The organism is Paraburkholderia sp. SSBN10T (assembly GCF_056619545.1).
Map to the genome: position 1 here is coordinate 101018 of NZ_JBWQQI010000018.1, position 23843 is coordinate 124860.

Here is a 23843-nt window from a genome sequence, read left to right on the forward strand (position 1 = left end):
AGTCCCGTAGGGTGGTCGCCTCCGTGCGGTAGCGAACCAGTGGTTCGCTGCAGGGCTCGAAATTCTCTCGAATACGGGTAAATACCGATCACCTCAAACGCACCAAAAGTGCTGCCTGGAATGCTGGATTTCCTTTTCCATCAATGACTTGTGGCCAATCGACAGGGCATGGAACAACTCGATTGACTGGTATTATGGTGGTTATATAATGGGCTCTCACTTCGCAGCCCATGCTCTTCCTCCCGACCCACCTGAGCCCATGGAAACACGCTGGTCCGCATTGATGCCTGACGCTCGCAACGTCACGCCGCTCTACCTGCAACTCGCGCGCAACCTGGCCACGGCGATCCACTGCGGCGTGTGGTCGGCGGGCGAAGCGCTGCCGTCGGAGCGCACGCTGTCGGATGCGATCGGCGTGTCGCGTATCACCGCGCGCAAGGCGATCGAGTTGCTGGTTGAGCAAGGTCTGATCCGGCGCTCGCGAGGCGCGGGCAGTTTCATCACGCCGCGCGTCGAAGATCCGCTGTCGCGGCTCACCGGCTTCACCAAGAAGATGCAGCAGCGGGGCTTTCGTCCCGACTCGGTGTGGCTCGAGCGCGGCATCCGCGCCGCCAATCGCGACGAGCTGGTGCACCTGGGTCTGTCGCCGGGTGCGGCGGTGACGAGCCTGCGGCGCTTGCGGCGCGCCGACGGCATCGTGATGGCGGTCGAGCATTCGGCGCTGCCGGCCGCGATCGTGCCCGACCCGCAGGCAATCGGCGTGTCGCTCTACAGCTATCTGGAGCAGCGCGGCATGGCCGTGGTGCGCGCGCTGCAGCACTTTCGGGCCGTCAACGCGACGAGCGAGATTGCCTCGCTGATGGACGTCGAGCCGCGCTCGGCGCTGCTGGTGATTACGCGTATCGGCTATAGCGCCGACCAGCGGGCGATTGAATTGACGGACACCTACTGCCGGGACGATTACTACGACTTTGTCGCCGAACTGCGCCAATAACGCGACAAACACCGTGACATACAGCTTGAGAAGCGCGGCGCAATAACGGCGCGACCCGCGTGCCACGTTGAAGGGCACGAATCAGTAACGTATCGCACTACGTATTATCAGAGAGACTCATGCTGACCGGAAACATACTCACCACCGATGGGTGGATTTACGGCACGCTCGAATACGAAAACGGCCGCATCACGTCGCTCACAGGTGAGCGCGTCGACCCGTCCACCAACGACGCGCCCTACATCCTGCCGGGCTTCATCGATCTGCACGTGCACGGCGGCGGCGGCGCCGACGTGATGGAAGCGGGCGACGCGATCGAGACGATCACGCGCACGCATGCCCGCTTCGGCACTACGAGCCTGCTCGCCACCACCATGACCGCGCCGCGCGAAGAGCTGATGAGCGTGGTCGCGAATCTCGGCGACGTGGCCCGGGTGCGCACGCCGGGCTGCTCGCGCGTGCTCGGTGTTCACCTCGAAGGCCCGTATATCAACCCGGGCAAGCTCGGCGCGCAGCCGGACGCCGCGGTGTCCGCCGTGCTCGACGAGGTGCTCAAGTATCTGTCCATCGCGCCGATTCGCGTCGTGACGATTGCGCCGGAAATCTCCGGCCATATGGACATCATCTCCGAAATCGCGGCACGCGGCGTACGCGTGCAACTCGGCCATTCGCTCGGCACCTACGACGACGCGGTCGCGGCGCTCAAGCACGGTGCATGCGGCTTCACGCATCTGTTCAACGCGATGTCGCCGCTGCATCACCGCAATCCCGGCATGGTCGGCGCGGCGCTCGCGCACGCCGAGTTCGCCGAGATCATCCCCGACCTGCTGCACGTGCACCCAGGCGCGATTCGCGCCGCGATGCGGGCGATTCCGCGCGTCTACGTGGTGACCGACAGCACTTCGGCTACCGGCATGCCCGATGGCGAATACCGCCTCGGCAGCCAGCATGTCACCAAGTGTCTGGGCGGTGTGCGTCTCGCAGACGGCACGCTCGCCGGCAGTACCCTGACGATGGATCAGGCGCTGCGCAACCTGGTATCGCTCGGCCTGCCTATGGCCGATGTTTCAAATCGTCTGTCGCGCTACGCCGCCGACTATCTCGGCATCGAAGACCGCGGCCGCATCGCGCGCGGTGCCTGGGCCGATATCGTCGTGTTCGATCGTGAACTGGCGCTGAGCGCGACTTACGTCGAAGGAGAATCAATTGTCGAATATGCTTAACGAAGCGCTGGCGTCCGCCGAAACGGTCGCCGCGCAGCTTGCCGATACCGCGCGCGTTCAGGTGTTGGCGGCCAAACTCGCGGAACAGCCGCGGCACGTCGCCCTGACGGTGGCGCGCGGAAGTTCGGATCATGCCGCGAGTTATTTCGCAAGCCTTACCATGAGCCGCATCGGCGTGCCGGTCGCTTCGTTGCCGATGTCCGTGGCGACACTGCAGCAGGCGCCGCTGAAGGTGCGCGATCAGTTGGCTCTCGCTTTCTCGCAGTCCGGCAAGAGTCCGGATTTGGTCGGCACGATGGTTGCGTTGCGCGAAGCCGGCGCGCTGACCGTGGCGGCCGTGAACGCGCCGCAATCGCCGCTGGCCGACGCCTGCGAATGGCATCTGCCGCTCGTCGCCGGTCCTGAATTGAGCGTGGCGGCCACCAAGAGCTATATCGCGATGCTGTCGATTTCCGCGCAACTGGTGGCTCACTGGCAGCAAGACGACGCGCTGCTCGGCGCGCTGCGCAGCTTGCCCGATGCCCTGCAAAGCGCGGGCAAGCTCGACTGGAGCAAAGCGGTCGAAGAACTGCGCGGCGTCGAGCGCATGATCGTGATCGGCCGGGGCCTGGGTCTCGCCATTGCGCAGGAAGCGGCGCTCAAGCTCAAGGAAACCTCGGGCATCCAGGCCGAAGCGTTTTCGAGCGCCGAAGTGCGTCACGGTCCAATGGAACTGATCGATCGCGACTACCCGCTGCTCGTGTTCGCCCCGCGCGGCCCGGAGCAGGCCGGCCTGATCCAGCTTGCCCGCGACATGCAGGCGCGCGGCGCACGCGTGCTGCTCGCCGCGCCGCAAGACGTGCCTGAAGCCACCTTGCCGCTCGTCACGACGGCACATGCGGCGCTCGATCCGATCGCCGCGATTCTTTCCTTTTACGTGATGGCTGCGGGTCTTGCCGCCGCACGCGGACGCAACCCCGATGCGCCGCGCCATCTGAATAAAGTCACCGAAACTCACTGATCGAGAAATCAGATGCGACGTGTCGAGGAGTCCCGCTTGATGAGCCCTTCCCAAGGCCATATTGTTTTGCTCGCGCCCATGACCGGCCCGGTCGTGCCCCTCGCGAACGTGCCCGACCCTGTGTTTTCGGGCGGCATGTTCGGTGATGGAATTGGCGTGGACCCGCTGGTGGGCCAACTCGTCGCGCCGTGCGACGGGGTGGTCACGCACCTCGCGCGCACCGGTCATGCGGTGACGCTTGCGACAGCCGAAGGTGTGGAGATCCTGCTGCATATCGGCATCGATACGGTCGAGCTGAACGGCCGCGGTTTTTCGCCGAAGGTCGCGCAGGGTGCTCACGTGCATGCGGGCGATCTGCTGATCGAGTTCGATCAGGACCTGGTGGGCTGCAATGCGCCGAGCCTCGTTTCGGTGATCGCGATTGCCAACTCGGATGCGTTCGAGATTGTCGAGCGCGCCGAGAGTGGCATGTTGAAGGCCGGCGAAACCCCGCTGCTTTTGCTGCGGCCGCGCGCCGGGGCGGCGGCGGAAGCATCGCGCCACGCCACCAACGTGACGGCGGAAGCGCGTCAGCTCGTGACGCTGGCCCATGCCGGCGGCTTGCATGCGCGCCCGGCAGCACGCGCTCGCGAAGCGGCACGCGGTCTCGATGCACGCGTCGAAGTGCGCTACGAAGGACGCAAGGCGCCGATCGAAAGCGTCGTCGGTTTGCTCGGCCTCGGTGCGGGCGAAGGCGCGACGGTGGAAATTCTCGGCGTCGGTCCGCAAGCTGCGGCGGCGGTCGAAGCGGTCGCGCATGAATTGCAGCGCGAAGCGCACGGCGAAGTCGAAGAAAAGCCGGCCCGCCAAAGCTCGCCGGCGCCGCAAACGGCGGCGTCAGCCAGTGGTGCGCCGCTGGCGCCGAACACGCTCGCCGGCGTGTGCGCGGCGCCTGGCGTCGCGGTCGGCAAGCTGGTGCGCTGGGACGACGCGGATCTCGATCCGCCCGAAACCGCGAGCGGCACCTCGGCTGCGGAAAGCCGCCTGCTCGACAAGGCGCTCGCCGCGGTCGACGCGGAACTGAATACGACAGTGCGCGACGCTTCGCAACGCGGCGCGCATGGCGAGGCGGGGATTTTCGCGGTGCACCGTGTTTTGCTCGAAGATCCGACGCTGCTCGACGCCGCACGCGACCTGATCAGCCTCGGCAAGAGCGCTGGCTTCGCCTGGCGCGAAGCGATCCGCGCACAGATTGCAGTCCTGACGAAAATCGACGACGCGCTGCTCGCCGAGCGGGCCGCGGATCTGCGCGACCTCGAAAAACGCGTGCTGCGTGCGCTCGGCTATTCGAACAACGCGGCGCGAACGCTGCCGGATGAAGCGGTGCTGGTCGCGGAAGAGTTCACGCCGTCCGATCTGTCGTCGCTCGACCGCGCACGCGTCACCGCACTGGTGATGGCACGCGGCGGCGCCACCTCGCACGCTGCGATTCTCGCGCGGCAAAGCGGTATTCCCGCGCTGGTGGCCGTGGGAGATGCGCTGCATGCGATTCCCGAAGGCACCCAGGTCGTGGTCGATGCGACAGCGGGGCGAATCGAGTTCGCACCGACTGCGCTCGATGTCGAACGCGCCCGTACCGAACGGACGCGTCTTGCCGGCGTGCGCGAAGCGAACCGCCGCACTTCGCAACAGGCGGCCGCGACCGCGGACGGCCGTGCCATCGAAGTGGCCGCCAACATCGCCACGCTTGACGATGCAAAGACGGCGGTCGAGAACGGCGCTGATGCGGTCGGGCTGTTGCGTACCGAACTGCTGTTTATCCACCGCGCGGCAGCGCCGACCACCGACGAGCATCGGCAAAGCTATCAGTCGATCGTCGACGCGCTCGCCGGCCGCACCGCAATCATCCGCACGCTCGATGTCGGCGCGGACAAGGAAGTCGACTATCTGACCTTGCCGCCTGAACCGAACCCGGCGCTCGGCCTGCGCGGCATCCGTCTTGCGCAAGTGCGCCCGGACCTGCTCGACGACCAGTTGCGTGGCCTGCTGGCGGTGCAACCGCTCGGCGCCGTGCGCATCCTGTTGCCGATGGTGACGGACGCCGGCGAACTGATCCGCCTACGCAAGCGCATCGACGAATTTGCGCGCGAGCAGGGCCGCACCGACCCGATCGAAGTGGGCGTGATGATCGAAGTGCCGTCGGCCGCGCTGCTGGCCGATCAACTGTCGCAACACGCGGACTTCCTGTCGATCGGCACCAACGACCTGACTCAATACACGCTGGCGATGGACCGCTGCCAGGCCGACCTCGCTGCCCAGGCCGACGGCCTGCATCCGGCGGTGCTGCGGCTGATCGCGGCCACCGTGGAGGGCGCCGGCAAGCATGGCAAATGGGTCGGCGTGTGCGGCGCACTGGCAGGCGATCCGCTCGCCGTGCCGCTGCTCGTCGGCCTCGGCGTGACCGAGCTGTCGGTGGACCCGGTGTCGGTGCCGGGCATCAAGGCGCGAGTGCGCAACCTCGATTATCAACTGTGCCGGCAACGCGCCCAGGATGTCCTGGCGCTCGAATCGGCGCAGGCGGTAAGAGCAGTGAGCCGCGAAACCTGGCCGCTGGACTGAACCCCACATGGTCCACGGCGGAATTTCGCTCAACAACCACGTAAAGCAACGACTCGACGACGAGACGAAGGATTGGAGGTGTAAATGGATGGGAATCCGTTTCTGAAGGTGCAGCGACTCGGCCGCGCGCTGATGCTGCCGATTGCGGTGCTACCGGTCGCAGGGCTTTTGCTGCGGCTCGGCCAGCCTGATGTGTTCAACATCAAGATGATCGCCGATGCCGGTGGCGCGATTTTCGACAACCTGCCGCTGCTGTTTGCAATCGGCGTGGCGGTCGGCTTCGCGAAGGACAACAACGGCGTGGCGGCGCTCGCGGGCGCGATCGGTTATCTGATCGAAATCGCGGTGATGAAAGACATCAACGACAAGCTCAACATGGGCGTGTTGTCGGGGATCGTGGCCGGTATTGTGGCGGGCCTGCTGTACAACAGGTACAAGGACATCAAGCTGCCCGAGTACCTCGCCTTCTTCGGAGGGAAGCGCTTCGTGCCGATTGTCACGGGGGTGACCTGTCTGGTGATAGGCATTGTGCTTGGCTACGTGTGGCAACCGGTGCAAGCCGCGATCGATCTGGCCGGCCACTGGCTGACCACCGCGGGCGCGATCGGCGCATTCGTGTTCGGCGTACTGAACCGCTTGCTGCTGGTGACGGGGCTGCACCACATCCTGAACTCGCTGACGTGGTTCGTGTTCGGCAACTTCACGCCGCCGGGCGGTGGCGCTGCGGTGACGGGCGACCTGCATCGCTTCTTTGCGGGCGACCCGACCGCAGGCACTTTCATGACGGGTTTCTTCCCGATCATGATGTTCGGCCTGCCGGCAGCCTGCCTTGCGATGCTCCACGAGGCGCCGAAGGAGCGCCGTGCGATGGTCGGCGGCCTGCTGTTCTCGATGGCGCTCACCTCGTTCCTGACGGGCGTGACCGAGCCGATCGAATTCAGCTTCATGTTCCTCGCCCCGGTGCTGTACGTGATCCACGCGCTGCTGACCGGGCTGTCGCTCGCGATCTGTTCGGCGCTCGGGATTCACCTCGGCTTTACCTTCTCGGCGGGCGCGATCGACTATGTGCTGAACTACGGCCTGTCGACCAAGGGCTGGTGGGCGCTGCCGATCGGCGCGATCTATGCGGTGGTGTACTACGGCCTGTTCCGCTTCTTCATCCGCAAGTTCAACATGGCGACGCCGGGCCGCGAACCCGCTGCCGCTGAAGAGCAGGTGGAGTCGTTCGAGAAGGGCGGCTTCGTGGCGCCGGCTGCAGCCGCAGCCGTGCCGCGTGCCGAGCGCTACATCGCGGCACTGGGCGGTGCGGCCAATCTGTCTATCGTGGATGCCTGCACGACGCGTCTGCGTTTGTCGGTGGTGGATCCCAGCAAGGTCTCGGAAACGGACCTCAAGACGATCGGCGCGCGTGGCGTGTTGAAGCGCGGCGCGAGCAGCGTGCAGGTGATCATCGGACCGGAAGCGGACATCATCGCCGATGAAATCCGTACGGTGATAGCGCAAGGCGGTGGCGACGCAACCAAACCGGCAGTGGCGGCGGCAGCGCCCGTGGCTGCTGCGTCTGGTTCGGCGGCCGTCGCGGCGCAGGGTGGTCCGCTCGATCCCGATCCGGCACGCTGGCTGGCGGTGTTCGGTGGAGCGACCAATATCGTTGCGCTGGATGCGATTGCATCGACGCGTCTGCGCGTGGTGGTGAGCGATCCGGCTGCGGTGGACCGTCAGCGCCTCGCTTCACTCGACGTCGCGTGGATCTCGCCGGATACGTTCCATATTGTCGTCGGGGATGCGGCTGTGCGTTATGCACAGGCGCTGTCGGCGCGTCTGCCGGCGGCGGACGCAACGGGTGGAACTGCGCCTCAACCGGCCTGATGCAGGTGACACGGGAGCGGCTTTGGCCGTTTCCGTGTCGCTGTGAGTGAAGCTGGAGAAGAAGGAACGGCGCCCATTTTGGGCGCCGTTCTTCGTTTACCGTTCGATGCGGACGCGGCCCATGTGGCCGTAATCACACCGGGTTACTCTGCCTTGCTGCGCTTCACCGCAGCTTCCGCAGGGCGGCGCGATTCAAGCCACATCACGTTGACAATGCCGAACGCGAGCGCCACGCCAACACCGAGAATCCAGCTGAAATACCACATCATGTGCTCCTATGAATTCAGTTCCAGTGACTGCCGCGCTGCGATGCGCGGGACGCCTCAATACATCGTGTGCTGGTTCTCTTCGAGCGCGGCGGCCGTTACCTTGCCGCGCATCACGCGATACACCCAGCTCGTATAGATGAGGATGAGCGGCAGGAAGATGATGACCGCGACCAGCATGATCTGCAGCGTCATCTGGCTCGAGGTCGCGTCCCACACCGTGAGGCTGCTGCGTCCGTCAAGCGAGGAAGGCATGATGAACGGGAACATCGAAAAGCCCGCCGTCAGGATCACACCGACGATCATCAGCCCCGTACAGATGAATGCGCTTTTCTCGAAGCGCGAGTTCGCGATCAGCAACGCCAGCACGCCGCCCGCGAGGCCAATCAGCGGCGCGGCGACCATCCACGGATACGTGGAGTAGTTGGTGAGCCACAAGCCAGGCGCGCCGATCACGCTCTTCAGCAGCGGGTTGGCGACCGAATCGAGCGGCGCCGCGTCGACGATCTGATAGCCGCCGATCATGGTGGCGATCAGCACTCCGGCAATCACGAACAGCGCCACACAACTCAGCGACGCGATGCGCAGCGCCAGCGACGCGCGCCGTGCAATCACTCCGTCCGTCTTCATCTTCACGAAAGCGGCGCCGTGCGCGGCCAGCATCGAGACGCTGACGAGCCCGCACAACACCGCAAACGGGTTGAGCAGTGCGAAGAAACTGCCGTGATAGGTGACGCGCAGATCGGTGTCGAACGAGAACGGCACGCCTTGCAGCAGGTTGCCGAAGGCGACGCCGATCACCAGCGCCGGCACGAAGCCGCCGATAAACAGCGCCCAGTCCCACGCGCTGCGCCAGCGCGGATCTTCGCGCTTGCTGCGGTAGTCGAAGCCCACCGGCCGGAAGAACAGCGAGAACAGCACCAGCAGCATCGCGAAGTAGAAGCCTGAGAACGAGGCCGCGTAGACGAGCGGCCAGGCCGCGAACATGGCGCCGCCGGCGGTGATGAACCAGACCTGGTTGCCTTCCCACGTCGCGCCGACGGTGTTCACGACGATGCGCCTCTCCGCATCGGTTTTGGCGATGAATGGCAGCAGAATGGCCGTGCCCATGTCGAAGCCGTCGGTGAGGGCGAAGCCGATCAGCAGCACGCCGATCAGGACCCACCAGATCACTTTGAGGGTTGCGTAATCCATGATGATTTTTCCCTTAATGCAGCTTGCGCAGTCCGATGGCGAATCATGCGGTCGTGGTGGTCAGCGGCGTGGCAGGTTGACCCGGCGGCGATTCGTGGTGATACCGCCCTGTATGCAGTGACGACGGGCCGAGCCGCGCGTACTTGAACATCAACGTAATTTCGATCACGAAGAGCACCGTGTAGAACACCACGAAGCCGCCGATACTCAGATACAGGTCCGTTGCCGTCAGGCTCGAGGCGGACAGCGCCGTGGGCAGGATGCCGGCAATGGTCCAAGGTTGACGCCCCAGCTCGGCGACGATCCAGCCGAATTCGGCCGCAATCCACGGCAACGGTATCGCCCACACCGCCCAGCGCAGGAACCAGCGGCGCTTGTCGAGCAGCAGCGAACGCTGCGCGCAGAACCAGAACGCGAGCACGAAGGTCGCAAGGAACAGGATGCCGAGCCCCACCATCATGCGGAACGAGAAGAACACCGGCAACACGGGCGGAATGGTCTTCTTGGCCGCCTGGGCGATCTGGTCAGGCGTGGCGTCGGTGACGTTGGCGGTGAACTGCTTGAGCATCAGGGCGTAGCCGAGATTGTCCTTATGGAGTGCGAAGGCCACCTTGGCGTCGTCGGTGGCATTGCCCTGCTTGAGCTGCTGCAGCGCGCCGTACGCGATCATGCCGTCCTTGATGCGCAATTGGTTCTGCGCAATCAGATCCTTCAGACCCAGCACCGGCTCATCAAGCGAACGCGTCGCGATGATGCCGAGCGCGTATGGAATCCGGATCGCGTAGTCGGTGCGTTCTTCTTTCTGGTTCGGAATGCCGAAGATCGTGAACGGGGCGGGCGCCGGCGCCGTTTCCCATTCCGATTCGATCGCGGCGAGCTTGACCTGCTGAACTTCACCGGTGCGGTAGCCGGATTCGTCGCCCAGCACGATCACGCAGATCGTCGATGCGAGGCCAAAGCCCGCGGCAATCGCAAACGAGCGCAGCGCGAATTCCGTGTCGCGGCGCTTGAGCAGATACCACGACGAGATGCCGAGTACGAACATCGATGCCGTCACATAGCCGGCCGACACCGTGTGCACGAACTTCACCTGTGCAACCGGGTTGAACAGCACCGCGAAGATACTCGACAGTTCCATCCGCATGGTTTCGTAGTTGAATTCGGCACCGACCGGATTGTTCATCCAGCCGTTGGCCACCAGAATCCACAACGCTGACAGGTTCGAGCCCAGTGCCACGAGGAAGGTGACGATCAGATGTTGCACCCGTGACAGGCGGTTCCAGCCGAAGAAGAACAGGCCGACGAAGGTCGATTCGAGGAAGAACGCCATCAGCCCTTCGACGGCGAGCGGCACGCCGAAGATATCGCCGACGTAATGCGAGTAGTACGACCAGTTGGTGCCGAACTGGAACTCCAGCGTGAGGCCGGTCGTGACGCCCATGGCGAAGTTGATGCCGAACAGCTTGCCCCAGAACTGCGTCATGTCCTTATAGATCTGCTTGCCGGTCATCACATAGACGGATTCCATGATGACGAGCAGCCAGGACAGGCCGAGCGTAAGCGGGACGAACAGAAAGTGATAAAGCGCCGTCACGGCAAACTGGAGGCGCGAGAGGTCGACGACTTCGCTAACGGGCATGTTGATCACCTTGAGACGGATGCGAGGCAGGCGCCGAGAGCAGTGCCTGTGCGACGAGTGCGGGCGGCATGGACATGTCCTGCGCCGCCGGATGATTGAAGAATGCGTACTTGAGCACCATCAGGAGTGCAAATTTGATGGCAAGCACGATGGCGATATCCCGCCCGAAAGTGGGGCCGCGTACCCAGCCGGCGAGTCGCGCACGCAGGGCGGGGCGAGGCGGATTCCTGTCGTGTAACGTTATGGTCATGATCGGTCGATAGACGACTTCACACCGGTTTATCCGGTCGGATTCAAGCCGCGCAGGCGGCTTGGCGAGTGCATAACGATATTAAGATAGGGGGCTGGCAGCGAGGAAGTTCGCGACTGTGGCATTGGGTCGCGTAAGCATGCCGTCGATCTAACTAATACAAGCAAGCTTGCGATACGTCAAGGAAATGGGGTGGGGTTTGCGGGGCGGAAATGAAAAAGCCCTGCCGTCTTACGAGGGCAGGGCTGATGCCTGACAGGGGCGCAACGGGCCTCTGAGGGCCGGTGTGTTACGAGTAATCGTTCAATGCGCTACGCATTTTTTTCATGGCACTCGCTTCGATCTGGCGGATGCGCTCGGCCGAGACGCCGAATTCGTCTGCTAGGTCGTGCAGCGTCGAACCGCCCGAGCCGTCATCTTCCACCTGCAACCAGCGGGCTTCGATAATCCGGCGGCTGCGTGCGTCGAGCGCTTCGAGGGCGCTGGCAATGCCGTCGCTGTGCAGCTTGTCGCGCTGGCGTGCGGCCAGCACGGCGGTCGGTTCGCTATGCGAATCGGCCAGATAGGCGATCGGCGCGTACGATTCCTCGCCGTCTTCCACTTGCCCTTCCAGCGCGATATCGCCGCCGGACAGACGCGTTTCCATCTCGGACACTTCCTCGCGCTTGACGTTCAGCTCCTTGGCGAGACCGTCGATCTCTTCCGGAGTGAATGCCTGCAAGCCTTGCTTGTGACTGCGCAGGTTGAAGAACAGCTTGCGCTGCGCCTTGGTGGTGGCGACCTTCACCATGCGCCAGTTGCACAGGATGTACTCGTGAATTTCGGCCTTGATCCAGTGCATGGCGTACGACACCAGACGCACGTTTTGCTCCGGATCGAAGCGCTTCACGGCCTTCATCAGGCCGATATTGCCTTCCTGTATCAGGTCGGCATGGGGCAGGCCATAGCCCAGATAGTTGCGCGCGATCGACACTACCAGCCGCAGGTGCGACAGCACGAGGCGGCGCGCCGACTCCAGATTGGCATGCTCGCGAAATTCGGTGGCGAACTGGCGTTCTTCCGCCGGCGTCAGCATCGGAATCCGGTTTACGGCCTGGATGTAGGCGTCGATATTGCCCAGTTGACCGGGCAGCAGCGAAGAATGCGAGAGCGCCAGTGCACCTGCCGAAGCGGCCTTAGCCGACGGCTGGCTCAGAGTACTCGGAAGGGTCATTGCGTTGCTCACGTATAAAACTCCTTTGGAATGAGCCCAAAAGCTCAGTCAGATTTCGACTCCAGCGTGGATGTTAGCACTCTGAATTACCGAGTGCTAATACTTAGAGCGCGTGGGGGTATCCTGGTTCCCGTCTGGCTATCAAAATTTGCTTTTCAATAGCATCATACGCCAGATGCAGCATCAGTGGGATGGGCGTAGGATCTGCTATAAATGTGCGATTGATTGCGAGGAATCGCCGATTTTCTACCATTCGGCATAATAATCTGACGAATTCCGGCTTTCTTCTTATGATTCATTGCTCTTGCGGCCCCCAATAACGGGGCGCATTGCCGGCGCGTCGCCCACGTTCAACCTGGTCAAACGGGTGTTCGATGAACAAGAAAAACAATGCTTGGCGCCGCCGGGCGCTGCACGTCACGCTGGGTTGCGTGCTTGCCGCAATGCTGCTTGGCCCCGGCGCTGCGGTCCGCGCCGACGAATTCGGTGTGCAACTCGCGCTCGGTGTAGGCGACCATCATGTGAAGAAAACCGATCTAGGCCTCGTCTGGGACCCGGATCTGACCTGGTGGCATATCGGTGACTGGCATTTCGCACTGATCGGCGAGGCCCACGCCGCCTGGTGGCATACGGACGAGGGCAACGTTCATGAAAACATCGGCGAATTCGGCGTGACCCCGGTGATTCGGTTCATCAAAGACTCGGGCGCAATCCGTCCGTTTGTGGAGGTCGGTGGTGGTGTCCGGTTGCTGACCAACCCGCGCATATCTTCGACCTTTACACTTGCCACCACGTTTCAGTTCGCCGAAATGGCCGGCGTCGGCGTGGCGTTCGGCAGCCGTCAACAGTATCTGGCCGGCTACCGGTTTCAGCATGTATCCAACGGCGGTATCAAAGAGCCGAATCCTGGTATAAATTTCAGCCAGCTATATTTGCAATATAACTTCTGACGACCGTGGCCGCTGTCGGCCCGTCGAGCTAAAGGGACTGAGCAATGGCCGCAAAAGTGATCGAAGCGATTCGTGGACTGGAGCGCGACCGCTTTCGCGCGATGGTCGACGGTAATGGGCCGTTGCTCGATTCGCTGCTCTCCGACAACGTGAGCTATGTCCATACGAATGGCAAACGCGAAACGAAGCAGCAGTTCATCGACGGGATCACCGCGGGGCGTCGGCGCTATCGGCAGATCGAGATCCAGTCGCAGGAGGTGTTGCCGGTGGGGCGCGAGACCTGCGTCGTGACCGGCCGCGCGCTGATCGAGATGGAGGCGAACAACGGCGCATTGCTGTTCCCGATTGCCTACACCGCGATTCATGCGCAGGAGGATGGCCAGTGGCGGCTGGTGGCGTGGCAGGCGACGCGTTGCGCGATCGAGTGAGGCCGGTGAGCCTCGTTCGCCGGGCGGCTGTGTAAAGCGGCCCGTGCGCGGGGGCGGCAGATCGTGCCGCGCCCGCTTATGCTGCCTGCTCCTGCTCCTGCTCCTGCTCCTGCTCCTGCTCCTGCTCCTGCTGCCTGCTCCTGCTCCTGCTCCTGCTTTTGCTTTTGCTGCTTCATCCCGTTCGCCGCCTGGTTCCTGTCAGGCCGCCACCCGTTGGTCCGGGTGCTTCCACGCGCAGCGGTTGACCGCGCTGATGACGGCGTCCACGACTGCCGCCGCGCCTTCTTCGCTCACTCCGACGCCGTACCGCACCACCTGTTCCCCAACCCGGCAGCCCACGAACACCGCAGTGCGGCCGTCCGACGTACGTGCGCTTTCAACCGAGGTGACTTCAACCGGTTGCCCGGCAGCAGCCCCCAGTACAGCGGCGACGCGCTCGGCGTGCTGCTCGTGCGCTTCTTGCGGCACTTCCTGCTGCGCCTGAGACTGGTCACGCGCGGGTTTCGGCGCCGCGATGCTGAACTCACGATTCACCCACCGCACTGTCGACGCATTGACGCGCCGCGCCGGTCCGACGCGCTCGAAGTATTCACGGGCAAACAAGGCGCAGATCGCCTCGCCGCTCATCTCCGTGCCGCTGCTGTCAGCGGCGGCCTGCACCGCGTGGCTGAACTCGATCTGCACGCGGCGCGGCGGCGTAAAGCCCATGCCGCGCTCGAGCAGGTAGGTCGAGCCGCCTTTGCCGGACTGGCTGTTCACGCGGATCACGGCGTCGTAGCTGCGACCCACATCGGCCGGATCGAGCGGCAGATACGGCACTTCCCACACGGCGTCCGGCCGCTGCTGCGCGAAGCCCTTGCGGATCGCGTCCTGATGCGAGCCGGAGAACGCCGTGTAGACCAGATCGCCGGCATACGGATGACGCGGATGCACTGGAAGCTGGTTGCAGCGCTCCACCACGCGGCGGACCGCGTCGATATCCGAGAAATCGAGACCTGGGTCGATGCCCTGGGTGTAGAGGTTCATTGCCAGCGTGACGAGGTCGACGTTGCCGGTGCGCTCGCCATTGCCGAACAGGCAACCCTCAATGCGATCCGCCCCCGCCAGCAAGGCGAGTTCGGCGGCGGCGACCGCGGTGCCGCGGTCGTTATGCGGATGCACCGACAGCACGATGCTGTCCCGATAGCCGAGATTGCGGTCCATCCACTCGATCTGATCGGCGAACACATTTGGCGTGGCGGCCTCGACGGTAGCGGGCAGGTTGACGATCATCTTGTGATCGCGCGTGGGCCGCCACGTCTGGGCCACGGCGTCGCATACCTCGCGAGCGAAGGGCAGCTCGGTCATGCTGAAGGTTTCCGGCGAGTACTGATAGGTCCAGTGCGTCTGTGGCCGCGCTTGCGCGTACTGCTTGATCAGCCGCGTACCCTCGACCGCGAGCGCCTTCACTTCGTCTTTTGACTGGTTGAAGACGATCTTGCGGAACGACGGCGCAATCGCGTTGTACAGGTGGACGATCGCGCGCGGCACGCCTTCGAGCGCCTCGAAGGTGCGCGCGATCAGCTCTTCGCGCGATTGCACGAGCACTTCGATCGTCACGTCATCGGGAATGCGGTTTTCGTCGATCAGCTTGCGCACGAAATCGAAGTCGGTCTGCGAGGCCGACGGAAAGCCGACTTCGATTTCCTTGAAGCCGATCGCGACCAGCGTCTCGAAGAACTCGAGCTTCTGCGCAATGCTCATGGGCTCGATCAGCGACTGGTTGCCGTCGCGCAGATCGGTGCTCATCCAGATCGGGGCTTGCTGGATCGTGCGGCTGGGCCATTTTCGGCCGGTCAGGCGGACGGCGGGGAAGGGACGGTATTTTTCAGCAGGGTTGCGCAACATGGTGAGCCTCGTTCGTTGGGTCGTATGCAAAGGGATGTGGCGTCGAGCGGCTGGCGGGCTGCCACAGATGCACGGTCCGCCAGCCGGGCGCTAGCGGGAGTAACGAACGGGCGCGCACAAAGTGCGTCATGGCGATGATGACGCCGGTCGCGACCTTGAGTGATGCCCATGAAGCGTGCATTTGACCCTCGCGATTCGTCCGAACGGTAAACGGACGAATGCAGACGACTAACAGGTTGTAGGAGGAACGACGGTTGGGGTACGACAGGAACTGCGGGAACTGCTTTGAGGACCGCGCTTGAGCCGCTGAGGCGGCCAACGCGCGGCGCTACGCCTGGCTTACGCTAGACGTAGCGATAGCGGCCGCGCTAGGCGGCCGGAGGTAATTCGGAGGGTGTTCGGAAGGGAACGCATGGGGTCCAATGTATGCGAGCGGACGGCGGCGTGTCAACCGCCGCGCTGCACAACGCGCTGTTACGCGACCCGGCGCGTGGCCGCGCAGCGCTGCGCGGGGCCCGTCACGCGGGAGTTCGGGCGATCTCCACGATCACTTCGATTTGCCGCTCGATGGCGCTCGGCACCGGCGCCTCGCCGCGCAGCACAGCATCGATCCACGCGGCTGTGGTGGCGGCGTCGCGCGCTTCGGGCAGTTCGACCTCGGGCGCATCGGCCGAGGAACGCTCGGCTGCCACCCGCGTTTCGCAGATGCCGTCATGCAGCCAGTCGATCTGCACCTGACGGCGCGTATCGGCCACGGCTTCGCCCTCGGTGCCGCGCGCGAGCAGCGCGCCGCCCGCCGCCGCGTCCGGATGCGTGTTGAACAACTGCGTGAGGCTCTCCCGGTACGGCGGGTGCGTGTAGTTCACGAGCCGCAGGCCCGGCAGGGCGAACGGCTGCAGGATCTTGACGAGCGTGTGGGTGGAATTGCGCACGCCCATGCGCCGGCGCAACGCAAGTAGGCGCGCCAGCTTCGGCGCGAGTGCGGCGATCGGTGCAAAGGCGAGACGACGCGACGCGAGGCTGTCTTCGATTTCCGCATGGTTCTGTGCATGAGGAATCTGCAGATGGGTGAAGATTTCCGCGCTGGTCACGCGGCCGGGATCTTCGGTGACGCCGTGCACCAGCACCGGCACGCCTTCGCGCGCCAGCAATAGCGCGAGCAGCGGCACCAGATTCGGCTGCTTGCGCGCGCCGTTGTAGCTCGGGATCGAAACCGGCCGGTAGGCGCCATGCGGGATCTGGACAGGCTCGAACGACGCGTGGGCGGCGGCCAGCATCGCGGCGAGTTCGTCGGCGGTTTCGCCCTTCACCCGGTACGCCAGTAACACTGCGCCTAGTTCGAGATCGGCGACGCGCCCGTCCAGCATGGCGCTGTAAAGCGCGTGGGTGTCTTCAGGCGTCAGCGCGCGGGCGCCGTTCGGGCCACGCCCAATCTCCTTGATCAAGCGGGCGCAGGGGAACACGGGGGCGGCGGTATCGGCTGATTCGGTCATCGGGTTCGGTGGGCTGGGTGGAGGCACGTCGAGCGCGTGCCTCCACGGTTTTCAAAGGTAAATGGGTTTGCCTGCGGCGGTGCCGGCATTGCGATCCGCAACGATCGCCGACGGTGGTGCCTCTAGTGAGTATCGCATCTGCGCGGTTTGTGCAAGGTCGCGCCCGTCCTTTACACCCCCGCGTTACACTCGATGTTTTATTGCCGCGTGCGGCGCTTACTAAAGATTGGAGAACGGGATGAGTTACGTGTTTGCTCCCGCACCGGTGGTCGCGGTGCCGGTCGTCGGGTCCAGCGATCAATTCGCGGTGCGCCGCATCTACTGTGTGGGCCGCAATTACGAGGCGCACGCCCGTGAGATGGGTCACGACCCGGACCGTGAACCGCCGTTCTTTTTCAGCAAACCCGCCGACGCGGTCGTGTATGTCGCGCCCGGCGAGACCGGCTCGTTCCCGTATCCCGCGCAATCGAAGAACGTCCACTTCGAAATGGAACTGGTCGCGGCGATCGGCAAGCCCGGCAAGGATATTCCGGTCGAGACGGCGCTCGAACACGTGTACGGCTACGCGCTCGGTCTCGACATGACGCGGCGCGACCTGCAGGCCGAAGCCAAGAAGCTCGGCCGCCCCTGGGACACGGCGAAGGGCTTCGATCACTCGGCGCCGCTCGGTCCGATCCATCCGGTGTCGAAGGTGGGGCAGGTCGACAAGGGCGCGATCTGGTTGACGGTCAACGGCGAAGAAAAGCAGCGCTCGGACGTCTCGCAACTGATCTGGTCGGTGGCGGAGACGGTGGCGTACCTGTCGACGCTGTTCGAACTGCAGCCCGGCGATCTGATCTTCACGGGCACGCCCGAAGGTGTCGGCGCGGTCGTGAAGGGCGACACGATGAAGGGCGGTGTGGACGGACTGGGCGATTTCAGCGTGCGCGTGGTCTGAGAGGGGAAGCTGGGAGGAGACATCAACAATGAAGCTTTACAGCTATTTTCGTAGCTCGGCGTCGTATCGCGTGCGCATTGCGCTCAACCTGAAGAATCTGCCGTATGACTACGCGCCGATTCACATGCTGCGCGACGGCGGCGAGCAGCTCAAGCCGGAATATCGCAAGCTGAATCCGGATGCGGTGGTGCCCACCTTCGTCGACGGCGACAACGTGTTGCAGCAGTCGCTGGCGATCATCGAGTATCTGGAAGAAACGCATCCGCAGCCGCCGCTTTTGCCGAAGGCGCCGGCCGATCGGGCATATGTGCGTTCGGTGGCGCTGCAGATTGCGTGCGAGATCCATCCGTTGAACAACCTGCGCGTGCTGAGGTATCTGAAGCACACGGTAGGCGCCGACGACGAGACCAAGGACGCGTGGTACCGGCATTGGATCGAGGCGGGCTTTGCGACGCTCGAGGAACATCTCGCGGGCGATCCGCGCACCGGCAAGCTGTGTTTCGGCGATACGCCGACGCTGGCCGATGCGTGTCTGGTGCCGCAGGTCTTCAACGCGCAGCGCTTCAAGGTCGACGTGACGCGGTTTCCGACCATTCAGCGGATTCACGATTACGCGTCGCAGCTCGACGCGTTTGCGCGCGCGGCGCCCGGCGTGCAGCCGGACGCGGAGTGAGGTGGCGTGAGACGGAGGCGGGCTGAGCGGTTTAGCTGCCGAGAAGCGCGTCGGAAAACTCTTCCGCGCTGAACGGCTGCAAATCTTCGACCTTCTCGCCGACGCCAATGAAGTACACCGGGATCGGCCGTTGCCGCGCAATCGCCGCGAGAATCCCGCCCTTGGCCGTGCCGTCGAGCTTGGTGACGATCAGACCAGTGAGGCCGAGCGCGTCGTCGAACGACTTCACCTGCGTGAGGGCGTTCTGACCGGTGTTCGCGTCGATCACGAGCAGCACTTCGTGCGGGGCGCTGTCCATGGCCTTGCCGATCACGCGCTTGACCTTGCGCAACTCTTCCATCAGATGCAACTGGGTCGGCAGACGGCCAGCCGTGTCGGCCATCAACACGTCGATCTTGCGGGCGCGCGCGGCGCCCACCGCGTCGAAGATTACCGCGGCCGGGTCGCCGCTTTCCTGCGAGACGACCGTCACGTTGTTGCGTTCGCCCCAGATCGCGAGCTGTTCGCGCGCCGCGGCGCGGAACGTGTCGCCCGCGGCGAGCAGCACGGACTGATCGAAGCTCTGCAGATGCTTGGCGAGCTTGCCGATACTGGTGGTCTTGCCCGCGCCGTTCACGCCCGCGATCATCATCACGAGCGGCTGGGCGCGCCCGAGCATCAGCGATTTTTCGAGCGGCTTGAGCAGGTCGATCAACAGCGTACGCAGCGCAGCCTTGACCTGTTGCGGATCGGTCAGGCGCTCGGCGCGCACTTTTTCACGCAGCGCTTCGAGCAGAAACTCGGTGGCGTCGACGCCCGCGTCGGACATCAACAGGGCGGTTTCGAGCTCTTCGTACAGGTCTTCGTCGATCTTTGTGCCGATGAAGATGCCCGTCAGGTTCGAGCTGGTCTTCGACAGGCCGCTTTTCAGGCGTGTGAGCCAGGACTTCTTCGCGGCGGCTTCGGGCACGGGCGGCGGCACGATCTCGACCGTTTCGAGCGCGGGTTCGTCTTCAGGCTCCGCCTGCAGCGGCGTAAGCGGCTCGTTGCGTGCGGCCGTGGCTTGTGCGCCATGGTTGACGACCGGCTGCGGCGCGGCTGGGCGTGCAGGGACGGCTTCAGCACGCGGCGCCGCGCTACGCGAGGCCTCGACAGGCGCACGCGGCGCGACGGATTCCGGCGCCGTCTGCGATTCTTCGGGCGTTGCGTCGGGCTCTTTCGAACCCGTGAATCGTTTGAAAAAGCTGAACATGATCTGGCGTGGTGAGAGCGAGCGCCGGTGCGCGCAGCCGGTAGGGCCGGGTGGCAGCGGCAGGCAGCGTGACAATGCGGGATGCAAGGCGCTGGAAGCCGCTCATTTTATCAGGCGAGCGTGTCAGTGCCCTTCGAACCTGTCGCTTCGCGCCCGGCCCCCTGAGGGGACTTCTTTCGGGGCGGGAGACTTTCTGCTGGGCGGAAAGCTTGCTGCGGCCCGGCGCTTTGCCGTGATCAAGCCGCATTAGCCATCCGGCCAGGGTGAGATGCCTGTCACCCTGTGGTAACGTTGGCTTTCCAACCCCGGCGCAAGCAAGCGCCTGCGGGCGAACCGCCTAACTGTTTGTTCAACTGCTCGAATCTGCATGCCCCGTCCTTCTGCCTCCCGTGCGCAAAGCGCTCCGTCCCACCGCGGCAAGCCGCACGCCATCCGCATTATCGGCGGCGACTGGAAACGCACCCCGCTGCCGGTGCTCGACCTCGACGGTCTGCGTCCCACGCCGGACCGCGTGCGCGAAACGCTCTTTAACTGGCTCGGCCAGCGTCTCGACGGCCAGCGCTGTCTCGATCTGTTTGCCGGTAGCGGCGCGCTCGGCTTCGAGGCGGCTTCGCGCGGCGCTGCGCGGGTCCTCATGGTCGAGCGGCAGGCGAAGGCGGCCGGGCAACTGCGCGCCAACCAGGCTCGTCTCGCACCCAATACGATTGAAATTGCCGAAGCCGACGCGTTGCGCCTCGCCGCAAGCCTTGCGCCCGGCTCGTTCGACGTGGTGTTCCTCGACCCGCCGTTCGACTCGAACCTGCTCGGCCGCGCGCTGGAACTGGCGGCGCCGCTCGTCAGTGCCGAGGGTTTCCTCTATGTGGAAGCCGGAGATGCGCTCGACATCGCACAGACGCCCGCGCTGGCGGGCTGGACCATCGTTCGGCAAGGCAAAGCCGGGGCGGTCTACTATCATTTGCTGCAGCGCGAAAATGAGGAATAATGCGCGTTCTAAAACAAGCGCCCGGACGGTTTGCCGTTACGCGCGCGACTGGCGGCAAACACGTCCTGTGGGCGTGCTTGACGTGCCCATTTGTCTGAAGAGAGGAGAAGTCTCATGGTAGTCGCCGTGTACCCGGGAACGTTCGACCCGCTGACGCGCGGTCACGAAGACCTCGTTCGGCGCGCGTCGAGCATTTTCGACACGCTGGTGGTAGGCGTTGCCGACAGCCGCAACAAGAAGCCGTTCTTCACCCTCGAAGAGCGCCTCGATATTGCTCACGAAGTGCTCGGTCATTACCCCAATGTGCAGGTGATGAGTTTCAAGGGGCTATTGAAGGATTTCGTCCGAAGCAACAACGCGCGGGTGATCGTGCGCGGCTTGCGCGCCGTGTCGGACTTCGAATACGAGTTCCAGATGGCCGGCATGAACCGCTATCTGCTGCCCGACGTCGAAACCATGTTCATGACGCCGTCGGATCAGTACCAGTTCATCTCCGGGACCATCGTGCGTGAGATCGCCCAGTTGGGCGGCGACGTCAGCAAGTTCGTGTTTCCGTCCGTCGAAAAGTGGCTGAAGGACAAGGTCGCCTTGCTGGGGCAGGAAGAGGGTCGGGCGGGGCAGCCCTAACCGGCGTAAACTACCGGTTTGACGGAATGACAGCCGGCCTCGCGCCGGCGTGAAGTGAGAGAAGTATGGCCTTGATGATTACCGACGAGTGCATCAATTGCGACGTCTGCGAGCCTGAGTGCCCGAACGACGCAATTTCGATGGGCCCGGAAATCTACGTGATCGACCCGAAGAAATGCACCGAATGCGTCGGTCATTTCGACGAGCCGCAGTGCATCCAGGTGTGTCCGGTGGAGTGCATTCCGCGTGACCCGCAGCACCTGGAGACGCCTGAGGGCCTGTTGGCCAAGTATCACGCGTTGCAGGCCGCCAAGGCCTGAGGAAGACTGAGGGTGCTGTGGCGAGGCGTGTGTGCTTCGCCATCAGCCTCATTGTCCCCTTACCCCACGTACGCGCGGAACACATCCTCCAGCGCTGCCAGCAAGGTGTTGCATTCCGCGTCGGTGCCGATCGAGATCCGCAAGTGCTGATCGATGCGCGGCGCCTTGAAGTGGCGCACGAAAATCCCCTTATCCTTTAGCCGTGCGGTGAGCGTCGCCGCGTCATAGCCCTCGTGGCGGGCAAATACGAAGTTCGCTCCCGAGGGCACAACCTTGAAGCCAAGGGCAGTCAGGCCAGCAGAGAGCCGCTCGCGGCTCGCGATGATTTTCGCGCAACTGTCGCGGAACCACTTGTCGTCCTGATAGGCGGCAATCGCTGCGACCTGAGCAAGCCGGTCGAGCGGATACGAGTTGAAGCTGTCCTTCACGCGGTTCAGCGCGTCGATCAGATCCGGATGCCCGAACGCGAAGCCCACCCGCATGCCCGCCAGCGAGCGCGACTTCGAGACCGTTTGCACCACCAGCAGATTCGGGTAGCGGTCGATCAGCCCAAGCGCCGACTGCGCGCCGAAATCCACATACGCTTCGTCGATCACCACGACCGACTCGCCATGCCGCGCCACGAGTCGCTCGATCTCGCTTAGCGGCAAAGGGTGGCCGGTCGGCGCGTTCGGATTGGGTAACAGCACGCCGCCGTTGGGCAGGGCGTAGTCGTCGACGCGAATCGCGAAGGCATCTTCCACCGGAATGGTCCGGTATTCGACTTCGAAGAGCCGTGCGTAGGTCGGATAGAAGCTGTACGTGATGTCCGGGAACAGGATCGGCCTGTCGTGCTTGAGCAGCGCCTGGAAGGCAAGCGCGAGGACTTCGTCGGAACCGTTGCCGGCGAACACCTGGTCGGCGCGGAGGCCGTGATGCGCGGCGACGGTTTCGCGCAGCTTGCGCGCGGTCGGATCGGGATAGCGGCGCAGCGTCTGCGCAGTTTCGCCGAGCTCCTGGCGGATTGCCTCCAGCACGCGCGGCGACGGCGGATATGGGTTCTCGTTGGTGTTCAACTTGACCGGATGAGCAAGCGCGGGCTGTTCGCCCGGCACATACGGCGTCAGACGATGGACGATGTCACTCCAATAGCGGCTCAAGCTTGGCTCCTATGTCGATCGGAGTTAGCGCTTCAGCGCTTACTCCGATCCCATGCAGTTTGACTGCGGTCGATCGAGGTTAGCGCTTCAGCGCGCTACTCCGGTCCTATACAAGATGGTTGCATGGATGGCTGCGGGTCGATCCCGGTTCGATCTTGATCGATAGCCCCGGCAGGGCCGCAAAATCCGTGGCGGCCGCGCGAGACGCACCTACACGTTGCGATGCAGTTGCATCACCGCGCGCTCGAGTTCGCCTTTCACCACCAGCGGCATTTGCACGAGCGCACGTTCGATCGACGCGTCGATCACTTCCTGCTCTTCGCGGCGCGGCGGCTTCAGCACGAAGTTGGCGACGTCGGGCTTCGCACCGGCGCGTGCGCCTTCGGGAATCAGATCGCGCGGATGGCCGATACCGATACGCAGCCGCCAATACTGCTGCGTGGTCAGATGCGCTGAAATGTCTTTCAGGCCGTTATGGCCGCCGCTGCCGCCGCCGAGCTTGAGCTTGACGGTGCCGGGAGGCAGATCGAGTTCGTCGTGCGCCACGAGAATTTCGTCGGGCAGGATCTTGAAGAATTGCGCCACCGCGACGACCGATTGACCCGAGCGGTTCATGTACGTTTGCGGCTCGAGCAGATGCACCTCTTCGCCGTGCAGGCGGCCTTTCGCATAGAAGCCGTGAAAGCGCCGCTCGTCACGCAGGGTCGTGCCGGCTTCGCGCGCCAGTTGATCGACCAGCCAGAAACCGGCGTTGTGACGCGTCGCAGTGTATTCGGCGCCCGGATTGCCGAGCCCCACGATCAGTTTGATCATGATTGGATAAGGGCCGGCGGCATGCCACGCGACCTGGAAAAAACCGAAAAAAAACCCGCCGAGGTTCTCCCCGGCGGGTCACATCGTCCGTTCCATTGAAACGGATCGAGAGGATTG

The 23843-nt window shown here is 63.9% G+C and carries 22 protein-coding genes; 12 read left to right on the top strand and 10 right to left on the bottom strand.

Going from position 1 to position 23843, the window contains the following annotated elements; translation table 11 throughout:
* Positions 1–259 precede the first annotated feature (259 nt).
* From AC1ECK_RS25340 to nagE, 5 genes are all read left to right on the top strand, one after another.
* The gene (locus AC1ECK_RS25340) at positions 260–994 is read left to right on the top strand and encodes a GntR family transcriptional regulator (protein ID WP_480323983.1); all 735 of its coding nucleotides are present in this window, start codon (positions 260–262) and stop codon (positions 992–994) included.
* A gap of 119 nt (positions 995–1113) precedes the next feature.
* Positions 1114–2217, top strand: a complete 1104-nt coding sequence (nagA, locus tag AC1ECK_RS25345) for an N-acetylglucosamine-6-phosphate deacetylase (RefSeq protein ID WP_480323986.1) — start codon at positions 1114–1116, stop codon at positions 2215–2217.
* Complete coding sequence (locus AC1ECK_RS25350) at positions 2210–3217, top strand: SIS domain-containing protein (RefSeq protein WP_480324142.1); 1008 nt, start codon at positions 2210–2212, stop codon at positions 3215–3217. Before nagA ends, AC1ECK_RS25350 begins: the two co-directional genes overlap by 8 nt.
* A gap of 12 nt (positions 3218–3229) precedes the next feature.
* On the top strand, positions 3230–5815 hold the full coding sequence (gene ptsP / locus AC1ECK_RS25355; protein WP_480323988.1) for a phosphoenolpyruvate--protein phosphotransferase: 2586 nt from the start codon (positions 3230–3232) through the stop codon (positions 5813–5815).
* An 84-nt stretch (positions 5816–5899) separates the two neighbouring features.
* Positions 5900–7684 carry an N-acetylglucosamine-specific PTS transporter subunit IIBC gene (nagE, locus tag AC1ECK_RS25360; RefSeq protein ID WP_480323990.1) on the top strand — a complete coding sequence of 595 codons (1785 nt, stop codon included), beginning with the start codon at positions 5900–5902 and terminating at the stop codon, positions 7682–7684.
* Between the two features lie 143 nt (positions 7685–7827).
* Here the strand turns inward: nagE and cydX are convergent, their stop codons facing one another.
* The 5 genes from cydX to rpoH form a co-directional block, all read right to left on the bottom strand.
* Entirely contained in the window at positions 7828–7950 is a 123-nt protein-coding gene (cydX, locus tag AC1ECK_RS25365; RefSeq protein ID WP_480324144.1) for a cytochrome bd-I oxidase subunit CydX, read from the bottom strand.
* Positions 7951–8007: 57 nt separating this feature from the next.
* Positions 8008–9144 carry a cytochrome d ubiquinol oxidase subunit II gene (cydB, locus tag AC1ECK_RS25370; RefSeq protein ID WP_480323992.1) on the bottom strand — a complete coding sequence of 379 codons (1137 nt, stop codon included), beginning with the start codon at positions 9142–9144 and terminating at the stop codon, positions 8008–8010.
* A 43-nt stretch (positions 9145–9187) separates the two neighbouring features.
* Positions 9188–10783, bottom strand: a complete 1596-nt coding sequence (locus AC1ECK_RS25375) for a cytochrome ubiquinol oxidase subunit I (protein ID WP_480323994.1) — start codon at positions 10781–10783, stop codon at positions 9188–9190.
* On the bottom strand, positions 10773–11033 hold the full coding sequence (gene cydP, locus AC1ECK_RS25380; protein WP_480323996.1) for a cytochrome oxidase putative small subunit CydP: 261 nt from the start codon (positions 11031–11033) through the stop codon (positions 10773–10775). Before cydP ends, AC1ECK_RS25375 begins: the two co-directional genes overlap by 11 nt.
* Before the next feature lie 289 nt (positions 11034–11322).
* A complete protein-coding gene (gene rpoH / locus AC1ECK_RS25385) occupies positions 11323–12258 on the bottom strand; it encodes an RNA polymerase sigma factor RpoH (protein WP_480323998.1) in 936 nt (311 codons plus the stop codon).
* Between the two features lie 362 nt (positions 12259–12620).
* Between rpoH and AC1ECK_RS25390 the strand changes: the two genes are divergently transcribed.
* Both AC1ECK_RS25390 and AC1ECK_RS25395 read left to right on the top strand, forming a co-directional pair.
* On the top strand, positions 12621–13196 hold the full coding sequence (locus AC1ECK_RS25390; protein WP_480324000.1) for an acyloxyacyl hydrolase: 576 nt from the start codon (positions 12621–12623) through the stop codon (positions 13194–13196).
* A gap of 44 nt (positions 13197–13240) precedes the next feature.
* Entirely contained in the window at positions 13241–13624 is a 384-nt protein-coding gene (locus tag AC1ECK_RS25395) for a nuclear transport factor 2 family protein (protein ID WP_480324002.1), read from the top strand.
* A 198-nt stretch (positions 13625–13822) separates the two neighbouring features.
* Here AC1ECK_RS25395 and leuA read toward each other — a convergent pair whose 3' ends face one another.
* Complete coding sequence (gene leuA, locus AC1ECK_RS25400) at positions 13823–15511, bottom strand: 2-isopropylmalate synthase (RefSeq protein WP_480324004.1); 1689 nt, start codon at positions 15509–15511, stop codon at positions 13823–13825.
* A 518-nt stretch (positions 15512–16029) separates the two neighbouring features.
* Positions 16030–17004, bottom strand: a complete 975-nt coding sequence (gene ybiB, locus AC1ECK_RS25405; RefSeq protein WP_480324006.1) for a DNA-binding protein YbiB — start codon at positions 17002–17004, stop codon at positions 16030–16032.
* Between the two features lie 238 nt (positions 17005–17242).
* Here ybiB and AC1ECK_RS25410 point away from each other — a divergent pair, with 238 nt between their 5' ends.
* Together AC1ECK_RS25410 and maiA are read left to right on the top strand one after the other, a co-directional pair.
* Positions 17243–17941 (top strand): fumarylacetoacetate hydrolase family protein, encoded by a 699-nt coding sequence (locus tag AC1ECK_RS25410; protein WP_480324008.1) that lies wholly within the window; start codon positions 17243–17245, stop codon positions 17939–17941.
* A 28-nt stretch (positions 17942–17969) separates the two neighbouring features.
* Complete coding sequence (maiA, locus tag AC1ECK_RS25415; RefSeq protein WP_480324010.1) at positions 17970–18614, top strand: maleylacetoacetate isomerase; 645 nt, start codon at positions 17970–17972, stop codon at positions 18612–18614.
* 31 nt (positions 18615–18645) lie between these two features.
* Here maiA and ftsY read toward each other — a convergent pair whose 3' ends face one another.
* Positions 18646–19845, bottom strand: a complete 1200-nt coding sequence (gene ftsY, locus AC1ECK_RS25420) for a signal recognition particle-docking protein FtsY (RefSeq protein WP_480324012.1) — start codon at positions 19843–19845, stop codon at positions 18646–18648.
* Between the two features lie 367 nt (positions 19846–20212).
* Here ftsY and rsmD point away from each other — a divergent pair, with 367 nt between their 5' ends.
* From rsmD to AC1ECK_RS25435, 3 genes are all read left to right on the top strand, one after another.
* Entirely contained in the window at positions 20213–20827 is a 615-nt protein-coding gene (gene rsmD / locus AC1ECK_RS25425) for a 16S rRNA (guanine(966)-N(2))-methyltransferase RsmD (protein WP_480324014.1), read from the top strand.
* A gap of 114 nt (positions 20828–20941) precedes the next feature.
* Positions 20942–21454 (top strand): pantetheine-phosphate adenylyltransferase, encoded by a 513-nt coding sequence (coaD, locus tag AC1ECK_RS25430; protein ID WP_480324016.1) that lies wholly within the window; start codon positions 20942–20944, stop codon positions 21452–21454.
* 65 nt (positions 21455–21519) lie between these two features.
* On the top strand, positions 21520–21774 hold the full coding sequence (locus tag AC1ECK_RS25435; RefSeq protein ID WP_480324018.1) for a YfhL family 4Fe-4S dicluster ferredoxin: 255 nt from the start codon (positions 21520–21522) through the stop codon (positions 21772–21774).
* A gap of 59 nt (positions 21775–21833) precedes the next feature.
* On the opposite strand, the gene hisC is transcribed toward AC1ECK_RS25435, so the two are convergent.
* Entirely contained in the window at positions 21834–22913 is a 1080-nt protein-coding gene (gene hisC, locus AC1ECK_RS25440; protein WP_480324020.1) for a histidinol-phosphate transaminase, read from the bottom strand.
* Between the two features lie 210 nt (positions 22914–23123).
* On the bottom strand, positions 23124–23726 hold the full coding sequence (gene pth / locus AC1ECK_RS25445) for an aminoacyl-tRNA hydrolase (RefSeq protein ID WP_480324022.1): 603 nt from the start codon (positions 23724–23726) through the stop codon (positions 23124–23126).
* Positions 23727–23843: the final 117 nt, after the last annotated feature.